This is a genomic window from Micromonospora sp. M42 (genome assembly GCF_000568915.1).
Taxonomy (GTDB): domain Bacteria; phylum Actinomycetota; class Actinomycetes; order Mycobacteriales; family Micromonosporaceae; genus Micromonospora; species Micromonospora chalcea.
Genome location: NZ_KK037233.1, coordinates 1,157,764 through 1,171,576 on the forward strand (window position 1 = coordinate 1,157,764; position 13,813 = coordinate 1,171,576).

Annotated in this window: 11 protein-coding genes; 7 read left to right on the plus strand and 4 right to left on the minus strand. The window is 71.5% G+C overall.

What is annotated here, in order from left to right:
* On the plus strand, positions 1-501 hold a 501-nt coding region (locus MCBG_RS31490), incomplete at its 5' end, for a cellulose binding domain-containing protein (protein ID WP_369799270.1).
* 7 nt (positions 502-508) lie between these two features.
* Here the strand turns inward: MCBG_RS31490 and MCBG_RS05045 are convergent.
* A complete protein-coding gene (locus tag MCBG_RS05045) occupies positions 509-1,357 on the minus strand; it encodes a phosphatase PAP2 family protein (protein WP_223201080.1) in 849 nt (282 codons plus the stop codon).
* Between the two features lie 74 nt (positions 1,358-1,431).
* Positions 1,432-3,072, minus strand: coding sequence for an MDR family MFS transporter (locus MCBG_RS05050; RefSeq protein WP_043324282.1), 1,641 nt, complete (start codon positions 3,070-3,072; stop codon positions 1,432-1,434).
* A gap of 121 nt (positions 3,073-3,193) precedes the next feature.
* Here MCBG_RS05050 and MCBG_RS05055 point away from each other — a divergent pair, with 121 nt between their 5' ends.
* The 5 genes from MCBG_RS05055 (at position 3,194) to MCBG_RS05075 (ending at position 9,729) form a co-directional block, all read left to right on the plus strand.
* On the plus strand, positions 3,194-3,784 hold the full coding sequence (locus MCBG_RS05055; RefSeq protein ID WP_043324284.1) for a TetR/AcrR family transcriptional regulator: 591 nt from the start codon (positions 3,194-3,196) through the stop codon (positions 3,782-3,784).
* Between the two features lie 79 nt (positions 3,785-3,863).
* Positions 3,864-5,195 (plus strand): low temperature requirement protein A, encoded by a 1,332-nt coding sequence (locus MCBG_RS05060; RefSeq protein ID WP_043324286.1) that lies wholly within the window; start codon positions 3,864-3,866, stop codon positions 5,193-5,195.
* Positions 5,196-5,216: 21 nt separating this feature from the next.
* Positions 5,217-6,281, plus strand: a complete 1,065-nt coding sequence (locus tag MCBG_RS05065) for an SRPBCC domain-containing protein (protein ID WP_043324288.1) — start codon at positions 5,217-5,219, stop codon at positions 6,279-6,281.
* Positions 6,282-6,543: 262 nt separating this feature from the next.
* Positions 6,544-7,971, plus strand: coding sequence for a non-reducing end alpha-L-arabinofuranosidase family hydrolase (locus MCBG_RS05070; RefSeq protein ID WP_043324289.1), 1,428 nt, complete (start codon positions 6,544-6,546; stop codon positions 7,969-7,971).
* Between the two features lie 27 nt (positions 7,972-7,998).
* Complete coding sequence (locus MCBG_RS05075) at positions 7,999-9,729, plus strand: cellulose binding domain-containing protein (protein WP_043324291.1); 1,731 nt, start codon at positions 7,999-8,001, stop codon at positions 9,727-9,729.
* A gap of 61 nt (positions 9,730-9,790) precedes the next feature.
* Here the strand turns inward: MCBG_RS05075 and MCBG_RS05080 are convergent, their stop codons facing one another.
* Positions 9,791-11,356, minus strand: a complete 1,566-nt coding sequence (locus MCBG_RS05080; RefSeq protein WP_043324294.1) for a pectate lyase family protein — start codon at positions 11,354-11,356, stop codon at positions 9,791-9,793.
* A gap of 330 nt (positions 11,357-11,686) precedes the next feature.
* On the opposite strand from MCBG_RS05080, the gene MCBG_RS05085 reads away from it, so the two are divergent.
* The gene (locus MCBG_RS05085) at positions 11,687-12,898 is read left to right on the plus strand and encodes a hypothetical protein (protein WP_043324296.1); all 1,212 of its coding nucleotides are present in this window, start codon (positions 11,687-11,689) and stop codon (positions 12,896-12,898) included.
* Here the strand turns inward: MCBG_RS05085 and MCBG_RS05090 are convergent.
* Positions 12,836-13,798 carry a DMT family transporter gene (locus tag MCBG_RS05090; RefSeq protein WP_043324299.1) on the minus strand — a complete coding sequence of 321 codons (963 nt, stop codon included), beginning with the start codon at positions 13,796-13,798 and terminating at the stop codon, positions 12,836-12,838. The genes MCBG_RS05085 and MCBG_RS05090 overlap by 63 nt on opposite strands.
* Positions 13,799-13,813 lie beyond the last annotated feature (15 nt).

Consider the following 13,813-nt stretch of genomic DNA (forward strand, 5'->3'; position numbering starts at 1 on the left):
CAGTACGGCGCGGTGAGCGAGCAGCTCGGCGAGACCGCCCGGCACGTCGCTCACGGTCGGCAACCTCGAACCCGGGCGCCCGCTACACGGTCAACGTGCTCGCCCGGGACACCGCCGGGCGGGTCTCCTGGTCGTCCCCCGCCGCTGACCTTCGCCACCGGCAGCCCCGCCGAGAGCTCCTGCGCGGTGCGGTTCAACGACGACAACGACTGGGGCAACGGGTACGTGGCGAACGTCGAGGTGATCAACACCGGCGCGAAGGCCATCGACGGCTGGACGCTGACCTGGACCTGGCCGACCGACTGGCAGCAGGTGAGCAGCGGGTGGAGCGCCACCTGGGACCAGCAGGGCCGCAACGTCCGGGTGACGCCCACCGCCGACAACCGGCGGCTCGCCGCCGACGGCGGGAGCACGACCGTCGGGTTCGTCGGCGCGTACAGCGGGCCGAACGTGCCGCCGGGCGCGTTCCGCCTCAACGGGACGGTCTGCACGCTGCGCTGACCGGCCCTCAGCCCCGCCCGGGAGGGCGCAGCCGCGCGTCGGCCGCCGCCGGGACCCGCGGGTTCCGGTGGTGGCCGGCGCGGCGCGGCGCCGGCACCACGTGCGGGCGCACCGGTCCGGCTGCCTCGACGAGCGCGGGCCGGTCCGGCGCGGGCCGGGGCAGCACGGCCAGGATCGCCACGAGCAGCGCGACCGAGACGAGCCCGTCGAGCCAGTAGTGGTTGCCGGTGACCACCACCACGAGCGCTGTCGCCAGGGGGTGGAGCAGCCAGAGCCAGCGGAGGCGTCCGGTGGTGACCGCCATCAGCGCCAGCGCGATCGCCAGCGCCCAGCCCACGTGCAGCGACGGCATGGCCGCGTACTGGTTGCTGAGCTGGTCGGTGTCGGGCGGTCCGTAGACGCTCGGGCCGAACCGGGTGCCGGTGTCGACCAGACCGGTGAGCTCGGTCAGCCGGGGCGGCGCGAGCGGGACGCACACGTGCAGCACCAGCGCCACCGCGGTCAGCGCCGCCAGGGCGCCGCCGCAGCCGCAGGTAGTGGGCCGGGGCGGCGCAGCCAGAGCCAGACCAGGCAGAGCACGGTGGCCGGGAAAGTGGACGAAGGCGTAGTAGCTGTTCGCCAGCCGCATCAGGATCTCGTGCGACAGCAGCGGCCCCTGCCCCCGCCTCGGCGGGCAGGCGCAGCAGCCGCTCCAGCCGCCAGATCCACTCGCCGTTGGCGAGCGCCACCTCGGCGTGGTCGGCCACCACCTGCCGGCCGCCTTGTAGGCGAGGAAGAGCACGGCGACGAGCGCCAGCTCACGCGCGGCCCGCCGCCATGCGGCCAGGCGCGGCGGCGCGGCCCGCGTGATGTCCACGACTCCTCCTTCGGTGCCTCCCGGCACGGATCAGGGCCGCCGCCGGGGTCGGCGACGGCCCTGGGGGTACGGGCTCAGCGGCGGGCGCGTTCCTCCCGCCCGGCCGAGTCCACGCTCACCTCGTCGAAGGCGGGCGCGCCGTCGACGGCGTCCGCTCCCACCGCCACCGACCGGCCGGTGTCCGGCAGGTCGAGGCTGGAACGCAGGGTGACCGGGCGCAGCAGCAGCGCCGCCACGATACCCACCACCGCGATGGCGGCCGAGATCAGGAAGATGTGCCCCGTTGCGTCCCCGTACGCGGCCCGCACGATCTGCCGTACCGGCTCGGGCAGCGCGTCGAGGTTGAGCGTGCTGCCGCCGCCTCCGCCGGAGGCGGGGATGCCGGCCGCGGCGAGGTCGTGAGTGATCCGGTCGGTGACCCGGCGGGCCAGCACCGCGCCGAGCACCGACACGCCGATGGTGCCGCCGAGCGAGCGGAAGAACGCGACGCTGGCGCTGGCCGCGCCGATGTCCTTGAGCGCGACGGTGTTCTGCACCGCGAGCACCAGGTTCTGCATGGTCATGCCGACGCCGACGCCGACGATGAACATGGCGAGGCCGACGAAGACCAGCGAGGTCTCGTGGTCGATGGTGCCGAGCATGGCGAACCCGACGACCAGCACGATCGCGCCGAACACGATGTACGGCTTGACCTTCCCGGTCGCGGTGATCATCCGGCCGGCCACGATCGAGGAGAGCAGCACGCCGACCATCATCGGGATGGTCAGCAGGCCGGCCTCGGTCGGGCTGTAGCCGCGGCCGATCTGGAAGTACTGGCCGAGGAAGACCGCGCCGCCGAACATCGCCATGCCGACCGCGAGGCTGCCCAGGATCGCCAGGGCGGTGGTGCGCTCGCGGACGATGTGCAGCGGCACCACCGGCTCGGCGGCCCGCGCCTCCACCCAGACCGCGAGCGCGAGCAGCAGCACCGCGCCGCCGACCATGGCCCCGGTCTGCCAGGAGGCCCAGGCGAACGAGTCGTCGACGAACGAGATCCAGATCAGCAGCACGCTGACGCCGGCGGCGATGAGCGACGCGCCCAGATAGTCGATCTTGACGTTCTTCCGGCGCACGGTGGGCAGGTTCAGGGTGACCTGGAGCAGGAACAGCGCGACCACCGCGACCGGTACGCCGACGAAGAAGCACCAGCGCCAGCCGAGCCAGGAGGTGTCCACGATCAGGCCGCCCAGCAGCGGGCCGCCGACGGTGGCCAGCGCCATGACGCCGCCCAGGTAGCCGTTGTAGCGGCCCCGCTCACGCGGCGGGATCATGGCCGCGATGGCGACCTGGACCAGCGCCTGGAGACCGCCGACGCCGATGCCCTGGAACGCGCGGGCGGCGATGAGCTGCCCGGCGCTCTGCGCGAAGCCGGCCGCGATCGACCCGACCAGGAACACCACGATGGCGATCTGGATCAGCAGCTTCTTGTTGAACAGGTCGGCCAGCTTGCCCCAGATCGGGGTGGTCGCGGTGGCGGTGAGCAGGGTGGCGGTGACCACCCAGGTGTACTGCGTCTGCGAGCCGTTGAGCGCTCCGATGATCTTCGGCAGGGCCGTCGAGACCACGGTGCTGCTCAGCATGGCCACGAAGAGCACGAGCAGCAGACCGCTGAGCGCCTCCAGCGTCTTCCGCTTGCTCATCGGGGCGGCCTCAGCCGTCACGGTGGGTGCGCTCATGCGCGCGTCCTCCAGATGTGTCGATGCGGGTTGGCCGCTTCGTTGCCTCAAGCAATCAACACTAAACCTTGCCCGTCGGGCAACTTTGCCCATTGAGAAATCGGTCACCTAGGCTTGTCGCATGGAGGAGTGCACCGGGCTGCGCGAGCGGAAGAAGGCGGCCACGCGGCAGGCGCTGCACGAGGCGGCGCTGTCGCTCGCCGTCGAGCACGGCCCCGACCGGATCACCGTCGAGGCGATCGCCGACGCCGCGAACGTCTCCCGGCGCACGTTCTCCAACTACTTCAGCGGCAAGGAGGAGGCCCTCTTCCACGGCGACACGCTGCGGCTGCGCCGGCTCCTCGCGCTGGTCGCGCGACAACCGCCGCAGCTGCCACCGTGGGCCGCGCTGACCCGGGCCGCCCTGGCCCAGGCCGAGGACGGTTACGACGACCCGGCCGAGCCCTGGCTCAACCGGCGCCGGCGACTGCACGGTCACCCGAGCCTGGCCGCCCACCAGGTCGCCGCGTACGCGGCGCTGGAGCGGGAGATGGCCGCGGAGCTGGCCCGCCGGCTGACCGGACCGGACGCGGCGCTGCGGGCCCGGATCATCGCCGCGACGTTCCTCGCGTCCCTGCGGATCGCCGCCCACGAGTGGCTGGAGCGCCCCGGGCACCCGTTGCGCGACGTGCTGCGCGACGTGCTCGCCCTCGCCGCCCCCACGGCGGGCTGAGCGCGCCGCTCCCCATCGGACCGGTGGAATGGCCGGCGAAAGCAGCACCCGGCCTGACCTGGGCTGACACACTCGCCCGGTGGGTGGCGACCGGTGGCGCAAAGGGCTCGGGCCGGCGACCGGCGTCGCCCCCGCCACCCGGGTCGACCGGTTCGAGATCTTCTTCGACCTCGTCTTCGTGGTGTCCTTCTTCATCATCACGCGGGCCACCGCCGCCAACGTGACCCCCGGGGAACTGCTGCACGCGCTGCTGGTGCTCGCCGTGCTGTGGTGGTGCTGGGTGGTGCACAGCGCGGTGGCCGCCCGGCTGCGCCTCGGCGAGGGCTTCGTGCCGATCCTCATGGTGGTCGGCATGATCGCGCTGTTCACGTTCGCGCTCGCGTTGCCGCAGACGTTCGGCGACCTGCAACAGGGCAGCGCCGGGCCGATCCTGGTCACGATCAGCTATGTGGTGATCCGGGCCGTGCACACCGCGCTGTACTGGTACGCCACGCGCGACGACCCGCCGGCCCGGCACAAGCTGCGGCTGTTCCTGCCCGAGGCGCTGGTCACCGCCACCCTGCTGCTGGTGGCGGCGCTGCTGCCGCCGCGAGTGTCCCCGGAGGTCGGCCCGTGGCTGCGCGACGGACTGTGGATCGCCGTGGTGGCCATCCAGTACAGCAGTGGTCTGCTGGCCGGCACCGACGGCTGGAAGATCACCTCGGCCGAGCACTGGACCGAGCGGTACGACCTGATCCTGATCATCGCGCTCGGCGAGTCGGTCATCTCGGTCGGCGTGGGCGGCAACCTGCTCGGCCAGCCGGTGACCTGGCCGGCGATCCCGGCGGCGATCTTCGGCATCCTGTTCACCGCCGCGCTCTGGTGGGCGCACTTCGACATGATCGGCCCGGCCGCCCGGATCGCGCTGCACGCCACCCAGGGTCACGCGCGGGTGGCGCTTGCCCGCGACGCGTACGCCTACCTCTACCTGCCCATGATCGCCGGGGTGATCCTGTTCGCGATCGGCGCCGAGGAACTGGTCCGCATCGTCACCGACCCGGCCGGCGGCCCGATGGAGCGCGGCCACGGCCCGGCGGTGCCGCTGCTCTTCGGTGGCGTGCTCGTCTACTTCGCCGCGAACATGGCGTTCCAGTGGCGCGCGCTGCGGACGCTGTCCTGGACCCGGGTCGGCGCCGTGGTCCTGCTCGCCGTGGCGCTGCCGGTCGGGCGGCACCTGCCGGCGCTCGGCGCGCTGGGTCTGCTCACCGCGATCTGCGTGGCGCTCGTGGCGGCCGAGCTGGTGATCTTCGCCTCTCTCCGGATCGCGTTGCGCCGGCTCATGCACGAGGAGAAGTCGAGCGCCGAGGAGAGCGAGGCCGCCTGGCGGGCCCGCTGGCACGACGGCGGCGACAGCGCCCCGCACCAACCTTGACACAGGCCCTAGAGTCTCCGCGTGATCGAGATCGTCACCGAGGTCGACCTGTTCCACCCGCCCGCCCGGACCTGGCGGGCGTTGACGGAACGCGCGCTGCTGGCCAAGTGGTTCACCGACAGCGCGCCCGGGTCCGACCGGTGGATCCTCGCCACCGCCGCGCTGCCCGGCTACGACACCGACACCGAGGTCGAGACCGTCGAGCTGCGCGCGCCGCACCGGCTGGTCGTCCGCTGCCGGGAGGCCGACCGGGCCACCCGCCTGGCCTGCGACCTGGCCCCCACCGCACACGGCACCCGGCTGTCCGTACGCGAGGTGCTCGAAGAGGGCGACTGGGACGCCGACGCCCGCGCCGAGCAGCACGAGCAGGCGGTCACCGGACGGCTGCCGGCCATTCTGGACTGGCTGGCGTTCCAGAACGTGGACCTGCGCCGGGCCGAGGGCGGGCTGACCGCCGAACTGCCTGTGGTCCGGCTGCTCGGCGACGAACCCCGCCGGCCCGGACGGCGCCGGGCGCTGCTCGCGGCGGGCGCGGTCACGCTGCTGGCTGCGGCAGCCGGAGCAACGGTATGGACCACCGGCGACGAGCCGCCCGCCCCGGCCGCGCCGGCCCCCACGACGTCACTCGTCATGCCGTCCACCGCGACGCCCTCCGCGCGCCCCACGACCGCGCGGCCCACGCCCAGCGCCAGCCGCCGCAGCGAGTCACCCTCGCCGACGCCGTCACCCACCCCCAGCCGTACGCCGAGCGCGACGCCCTCGACCGTGGCGGCGACGCCGCTGAGCGCCACCTACGAGACGGTGAACGACCGGATCTTCGGCTACCGGGGCGAGGTGGTGCTGCGCAATCCCGGCCCGTCACCGCGTCCGGGCTGGACGGTCACCGTGACGCTGCACGAGGGCGCCACTGTGGGCAGTGTCAGCGGAGCCGAGGCCGCCCAGGACGGCACCGTGGTCACCTTCACCGGGGGCGCGTTGCCGGGCGGCGAGTCCGCCACCATCCGCTTCGACGTACGCGACCCGGACCCCCAGCACGACGCCCCCGTCGCGTGCACCGCCGACAACACCCCCTGCACCCCCGCCTGACGCCCCCACCCCTCTCCCCCTCCCCCTTCCACCCCGTTGATCATGAAGTTGGGCCGCGGATTTGTCCGCATTGGACGCGGTCAACTTCATGATCGTCGCGTCCTGGGCGGGCGGGTGGGGGCCGCGCTGATTCGGGTGGTGCGGAAATGGGTTGTTGAGCGCATGGGAGCGCTCCCGTAACATCCCTGACGCGGCTGTTAACGCTCACAAAACAATCGCCACCGCCAATGCCAGAGCCGCCGCCCCCGCAGGAGGTCAATTCATGTCCAGATCCAGGTCAGTCAATGCCATATTGGCGTCGGCCGGCGCCGCGCTGCTCGCGTCGGCGTCGGTCGCCGTGGCGCAGTTGCCCGCCGGGGCCGCCGCCGCGGGCTGCTCCGTGAACTACGCGATCTCGTCGCAGTGGCAGGGCGGCTTCGGCGCCAACGTCACCATCACGAACCTCGGCGACCCGGTGTCGAGCTGGACGCTGACGTGGTCGTTCGGCGCCGGGCAGACGGTGACCCAGTCGTGGAACACGAGCCTGACCCAGAGCGGGTCCGCGGTCACCGCGCGCAACGTCGACTACAACGGGTCGATCCCGACGAACGGCAACACGTCGTTCGGCTTCAACGGCTCCTGGACCAGCAGCAACCCGGTGCCGACCAGCTTCGCGCTCAACGGCGTGAACTGCACCGGCGGCACCACGCCGACCGGCGGCCCGACCGGCTCACCCACCACCGCGCCACCCACCACGGCACCGCCGACCACGGCGCCACCCACCACTCCGCCGCCGGGCAACACCTGCAGTCTCCCGTCGTCGTACCGGTGGTCCTCGACCGGCGCGTTGGCGCAGCCGCGGTCGGGCTGGGTGTCGTTGAAGGACTTCACGGTGGTGCCCTACAACGGGCAGCACCTGGTCTACGCCACCACCCACGACACCGGCACGAGGTGGGGGTCGATGAACTTCGGTCTGTTCTCCAACTGGTCGCAGATGGCGTCGGCCAGCCAGAACGCGATGTCGTCGGGGACCGTGGCGCCGACGTTGTTCTACTTCGCGCCGCGCAACATCTGGGTGCTGGCGTACCAGTGGGGACCGACCGCGTTCTCCTACCGCACCTCCAACGACCCCACCAACCCCAACGGGTGGTCGTCGGCGCAGCCGCTGTTCACCGGCAGCATCTCCGGCTCCGGCACCGGCCCGATCGACCAGACGCTGATCGCCGACGACCAGAACATGTACCTGTTCTTCGCCGGTGACAACGGCAAGATCTACCGCTCCAGCATGCCGATCGGAAACTTCCCCGGCAGCTTCGGCTCCAACTACACCACCATCATGTCCGACTCCACGAACAACCTGTTCGAAGCCGTACAGGTCTACAAGCTGCAGGGCCAGACCCGCTACCTGATGATCGTCGAGGCGATCGGCTCGCAGGGCCGCTACTTCCGGTCCTTCACCGCCACCAGCCTGAACGGCTCCTGGACCCCGCAGGCCGCCACCGAGTCCAACCCGTTCGCCGGCAAGGCCAACAGCGGCGCCACCTGGACCAACGACATCAGCCACGGCGAACTCATCCGCACCACCGCGGACCAGACCTTCACCGTCGACCCCTGCAACCTCCAACTGCTCTACCAGGGCCGCTCCCCCAACTCCGGCGGCGACTACGGCCTCCTGCCCTACCGCCCCGGACTGCTCACCCTCCAGCGCTGAGCCGGACCGTCCAGGAAGGAAGGTCGCATGAGAAGGCACAGAACGACCCGTACCGCGGTGTTGTCGGCCGGCGCGGTCCTGCTGGCGTCCACCGCGATGGCCGCGGCGCTGCCGGCCGGAGCGGCAGCCGCCGGATGCGCGGTCACCTACGCCGTGTCGTCGCAGTGGCAGGGCGGCTTCGGCGCGAACGTGACGGTCACCAACCTCGGTGACCCGGTCAACGGCTGGACGCTCACCTGGTCCTACGCCGCCGGCCAGACCGTCACCCAGGCGTGGAACGCCACAGTCACCCAGAGCGGAGCGGCGGTGACCGCCCGCAACGTCGACTACAACGGGTCCATCCCCACGAATGGCAGCACGTCGTTCGGGTTCAACGGGGCCTGGACCAGCAGCAACCCCGCGCCGACGAGCTTCGCGCTCAACGGGGTGACCTGCACCGGCGGCACGACGCCCACGTCGCCGTCCACCTCGCCGTCCACGTCACCGACGAGTTCGCCGACCACCTCGCCCAGCACCCCGCCGCCGACCGGGGCGGCGGACATCACCGTCAACACCGCCAGCCGCTACCAGACGATCGACGGGTTCGGCGCCGCCGTGTCGATCTGGGGCGGCGCCTGGTCGACGGCCGAGACGCAGACGCTCGTCGGGCTCGGCCCCAACCAGCTCGGCCTGTCCATCGTGCGTACCGGCATCTCGCCGGTGTCCGGCGAGTGGGGCACCCAGGTCAGCGCGCTGCGCACGGCGAAGTCGTACGGGTCGAACGTGAAGATCATGGCGTCGCCGTGGACCGCCCCGGCGGCCTGGAAGACGAACAACAGCCGGATCAACGGTGGCAAGCTGCGCACCGACTACTACGACGACTACGCCAACCACCTCAACAGCTACGTCCAGTACATGCGCAACCAGGGTGTGACGATCGACGTCACGTCCGTGCAGAACGAGCCGGACTGGCACCCTGACTACGACTCGATGGACTGGAGCGGCACCGAACTCCAGACCTTCGTGCGGGAGCAGGGCGCCAAGGTGCAGAACACCAAACTGATGGTCGCCGAGGCGGTGAACCTGAACTACGGCTACACCGACCCGACGCTCAACGACGCGGCCGCCCGCAACAACATCGGCTACATCGGCGGGCACCTGTACGGCACCGAGGCGTCCGGCCGGCTGAAGCCGTACACGCTGGCGCAGCAGTACAACAAGCCGGTGTGGATGACCGAGTGGAACCTGCACGAGGCCGACGGCGGCGGCTCCAACATCTGGGGCAACCCGGCCAACGCCGCCGCCTGGAACGAGACGCTCGACGACATCATGCGCACCGTGCACAAGTCGATGGAGTCGAACTGGAGCGCGTACGTCTGGTGGTACGGCAAGCGCTACTACTCGTTCATCGGTGACGGCGAGTCCGCGTACGGCACCGTGGCGGGCGCGCCGCTCAAGCGCGGGTACGCGTTCTCGCAGTACGCGAAGTACGTGCGTCCCGGCTACCAGCGGGTCGCCCTGACCAAGAGTTCCAAGGCGTCGCCGCTGGAGGTGACGGCCTATTCCGGCGACGGGAAGGTCACGCTGGTGATCCTCAACCGGTCCACCAGCGCGGTGAACAACGCGATCATCCAGGCGCCGCAGAACGTCAGCCGGGCGGAGTACGTGGCCACGTCGCAGAACGCGAGCGCGGCGAGCCAGCCGGTCGGCGTGAACGGCAACCAGGTCACCGTGAACGTCGGCGCGCGGAGCATCTCCACCGTCGTGCTCACCCTCTGACCGGGGACACGCAACAAGGGCGGGGGCGGCCGGATCGGCCGCCCCCGCTCGTGTGTGACTGCTAGCTGGCGTACGTCTCGAACTCGCCGACTCTCGGCGTACCGTTGGAGCTGTTGATCTTGAAGTTGATCTTCTTCAGCGAGGTCGCGCCGAAGGTGATCTGGCCGGCCCCGTTGCCGGAGGCCAGCACCGCGCCGGTGTCGTTGTTGACGAGCTGCCAGGACCCGATCGAGCCCGAGGTGCCGGACGGCTCGCGGATGACCACGCGGGAGACGGTGGTGGCCGAGCCCCACTTGATCGAGACGGTGCCGGTCGACCCGGACGGCGACCAGTAGGTGCTCAGGTTGCCGTCGCGCACGTTGCCGTAGCTGGTGCCGTCGGCCTTGCTGGACCCGTCCGCGCCGGCGCCGGAGACGAGGCTCAGGTTGGTCCCGCCGGACGGCGGCGGGGTGGTCGTCCCGGGCGGCGGCGTGGTCGGTGCGGGCGTGGTCGGCCCCGGCGTCGTCGGCGCCGGGGACTGCGGCGTGCAGTTGCCGTCGGACACCCGCAGGCCGGTGTTCGCGCCCGCCGTCTGCCGCACGATGTCCGGCACACAGCTCGCCGCGTCGAGCCGGTACGAGTACGGGACGCTGATTGTGGTCGTCGACGTCACGTTCGGCCCCGCCGGGTAGTTGTCGGTCCCGGGCGAGGACCAGGTCACGTTGTCGAAGATGTTGCCGCCGACCTGCCAGGTACCGCGCTCGCTGGTGTAGAACGTGCCGAGCACGTCCTTGGAGTTGCGGAAGTAGTTGTTGTCCACCTTGGCCCGTGCGCCGGCCCGGGAGTTGATGCCCGACTCGTGCAGCCCGTTGTAGTGGTTGTTGAACATGTGGGCGATCCCGCCGCGCAGCAGCGGCGTACGGGAGTCGATGTTCTCGTACAGGTTGTGCTCGAACGTGATGTAGCCGTTGCCGCGGTCGCTCTCACTCGATCCGATGAGGCCACCGCGGCCGGAGTTGCGCAGGATGCTGTACGACAGCGTCACGTACTGGGTGTCGTCCTTCATGTCGAACAGGCCGTCGTAGCCCTCCGACTCCCCGCCGGACGCCTCCAGCGTCACGTGGTCGACCCAGACGTTACGGACGCTGCTCTCCATGCCGATCGCGTCACCACCGTTGGAGGTGGGCGAGCCGGACTTCTTGACGTTGCGCACCGTCACGTTGCGGATGATGATGTTGCGGGAGTCGCGGATGTGGATGCCGAGCTGGTCGAAGACGGCGCCGCTGCCCACCCCGATGATCGTGACGTTGCTGATCTGCTTCAGCTCGATCACGCCGTCGGCGGTGTTGCAGCTCGATCCGGAGACCTTGCTGGTGTTGCCGTGGTTGATGGTCCCGGTCACCTCGATGATGATCGGGGTGCTGCTGCTGGCCCGGCCGCAGAGCGCGGCGTGGATGGCGGTGCCGGTGGTGGCGCGTACGGTCTGCCCGCCCGCGCCGCCGGTCGTGCCGCCGTTCTGGGTGGCGTAGCCGGTGGCGCTGCCGGCCGCCGCCGACGCCTGCGGGGACGGCAGCGCCACGGCGACGGCGATACCGACGACCGCCGTGGCCAGTGCCGCGTGGAGTCGCAGCGCGACTGGTCTTCTCATGTCGCCTCATTCCTTTTTCGAGCACGCGGGAATTGCCGCCGAGCCGCGGCAGCAACCGAATGGGAATAGTGCGGAGCCGCGACGCGATCAGGCGCGTCGCCGGCGGATGTCGTTCATCTGCGATGCCCGGGCCGCAAACGAAACATCGATGTAACGCGATCGTATGAAAGCGCTTTCGCTCAGGGCAAGAGGTAGCGTTTGCAGGTTTTTTGCACTGCTCAGGGCGGCCGGACGCCGGGGACGCCACCTTGACGGGCGGCGAGATCGATGGTTGCCTGCACCTCACCCACGCATCGACATCTGTCTAACTCCGCCCCCACGAGGAGCGCCATGTCCCGATCCCGCAGGACCCGCACCCCGGCGGTCGTCGCCGGCGCGGTCGCCGCCGTCCTGGCCGCCTCCCCGGCCCCCGCCGCGCCCCTGGCGGCACCGGCCACCGGCAACACCTGGAGCGCCGACCTGGCCGGAATCGACTCCGACGACGTCAACGTCCGCTGGACCGGCACGGAACTGCGCCTCGCCGACCCGGCGTACCGGCCCGCGGCCCGGCGCGGCATCGCGGCCGAGGGCACGCTGCTCGTCGCGCCGCATTCACTCGCCGCACCGGCCAACCGGGTCCGGGCCGACGTCGTCGCAGTCCCCGCCCGCGACGGCGCCGTCGAGGTGGCGGCGCGCGGCTGGCGATCGGGCGCGTGGACCGAATGGCGGGCCGTGGCCGGCGCCGCCGTCTTCGACCAGCCGGTCACCCGGGTGCAGATCCGGGTGGTCCTCACCGCCGACCGGCCGTCCGCCGCGCCCAGCCTGCGCACGGTCCGGCTCACCGCCGACTCGGTCGCCGCCGTCACGGCCGCCACGCCCGGCCTCACCTACCGGGTGTACGCCACCCGCGAGGGCCTGGTCGGCGGCACCACCGCCAACGGGCACGTGATCGTCTCCCGGGACCACTTCGTCGCGCTGCCCTCGTTCCGCGGACTCGCGCCGAAGAACACCGGCGACTACACCGTGCGGGTCTGCACCACCACCCGCAGCCGCTGCGAGTACGCGCCGGTCTGGGACGTCGGACCGTGGAACACCAAGGACGACTACTGGAACCCCAGCAGCACCCGGGAGATGTGGAAGGACCTGCCGCAGGGCCGGCCCGAGGCGCAGGCGGCGTACCAGAGCGGCTACAACGGCGGGCGGGACCAGTTCGGACGTGTGGTGGGCAGCCCGGCCGGCATCGACCTCGCCGACGGCACGTTCTGGGACGGCCTGCTGCTGACCGACAACGCCTGGGTCGACGTCGCCTACCTCTGGACCGGCACCGGCACCCGCGGCCGCATCGGCAGCGGGCCGCTCAACATCCGCTCCGGTCCCAGCACGAGCAACCCGGTCGTCGGGCTGGCCGCCACGTACGCCGACGTGCCGATCGAGTGCTCGGTCAGCGGCCAGTCGGTGAGCGGCCCGTACCGGACCACCACCCAGTGGAACCGCCTCGCGTCAGGACACTTCGTCAGCCACGCGTACGTCTCCAGCGTGACCGGCACCATCGCGCCCTGCTGAGGGCGACCGGCCCGGGGCGCGCGACGGCGTCGCGCCGCCCCGGGTGCGCTGGATGAGCACGACGCAGGCGAGTACCGCGCCCGCCACCACGAGCGCGCCGGGCGTGACCGCCTCGCCGAGCAGCAGTGCCGACCAGATCAGCGTGAGCACCGGCTGGACGAGCTGGATCTGGCCGACCTTGGCGATGCCGCCCCGGGCCAGCCCGGCGTACCAGGCGAAGAAGCCGAGGAACATCGACACCACTGTGAGGTAGCCGAACCCGGCCCAGGCGGCGATGCCGCCGTGCGGCGGGTGGACGAAAGCGGCAACCGCCGTGACCGGCACGATGACCGGGAGCGACAGCAGCAACGCCCAGCAGATCGTGCGGGCACCGCCGAGTTCGCGGGCCAGCCGGCCGCCCTCGGCGTACCCGAGTCCGCAGAGCACCACGGCGGCGAGCAGGTACAGGTCGGCGGGCGCCAGCGTCCCGCGGATCGAGCCGCCGGCGGCGAGGAACGCGAGCACCAGCGCCAGTCCGGCGACGCTGGCGATCCAGAACAGCGGCGGCGGCCGTTCCCCGGCCCGCAGCACCGCGAACACCGCCGTCATGGCGGGCAGCACGGTGACCACCACCGCGCCGTGCGCCGATGTCTGCGTGGTGAGCGCCAGCGAGGTGAACAGCGGGAAGCCGACCACGACGCCGAGCGCGACAATGGACAGCCGTCGCCACTGGTCCCGGGTGGGGCGTGGGGCGCCGGTGAACCGCAGGTAGGCCCACGCGAGCAGCGCCGCGCCGACGGCCCGTCCGAACGCGACGAACCAGGGGTCGAGTGTGTGCACCGCGACGCGGGTGGCCGGCAGCGACATGCTGAAGGCCAGCACGCCCAGCGCGCCGAGGGCAACCCCGCCGCCCGCTCCCACCGTTACCGTCGTTGG

What these genes read in the sequence shown, in the direction of transcription:
- MCBG_RS05050 (WP_043324282.1), bottom strand. Translation starts at nt 3,072, where the DNA reads ATGAGCGCACCCACCGTGACGGCTGAGGCCGCCCCGATGAGCAAGCGG.
- MCBG_RS05055 (WP_043324284.1), top strand. Translation starts at nt 3,194, where the DNA reads ATGGAGGAGTGCACCGGGCTGCGCGAGCGGAAGAAGGCGGCCACGCGG.
- MCBG_RS05070 (WP_043324289.1), top strand. Translation starts at nt 6,544, where the DNA reads ATGTCCAGATCCAGGTCAGTCAATGCCATATTGGCGTCGGCCGGCGCC.
- MCBG_RS05075 (WP_043324291.1), top strand. Translation starts at nt 7,999, where the DNA reads ATGAGAAGGCACAGAACGACCCGTACCGCGGTGTTGTCGGCCGGCGCG.
- MCBG_RS05080 (WP_043324294.1), bottom strand. Translation starts at nt 11,356, where the DNA reads ATGAGAAGACCAGTCGCGCTGCGACTCCACGCGGCACTGGCCACGGCG.
- MCBG_RS05085 (WP_043324296.1), top strand. Translation starts at nt 11,687, where the DNA reads ATGTCCCGATCCCGCAGGACCCGCACCCCGGCGGTCGTCGCCGGCGCG.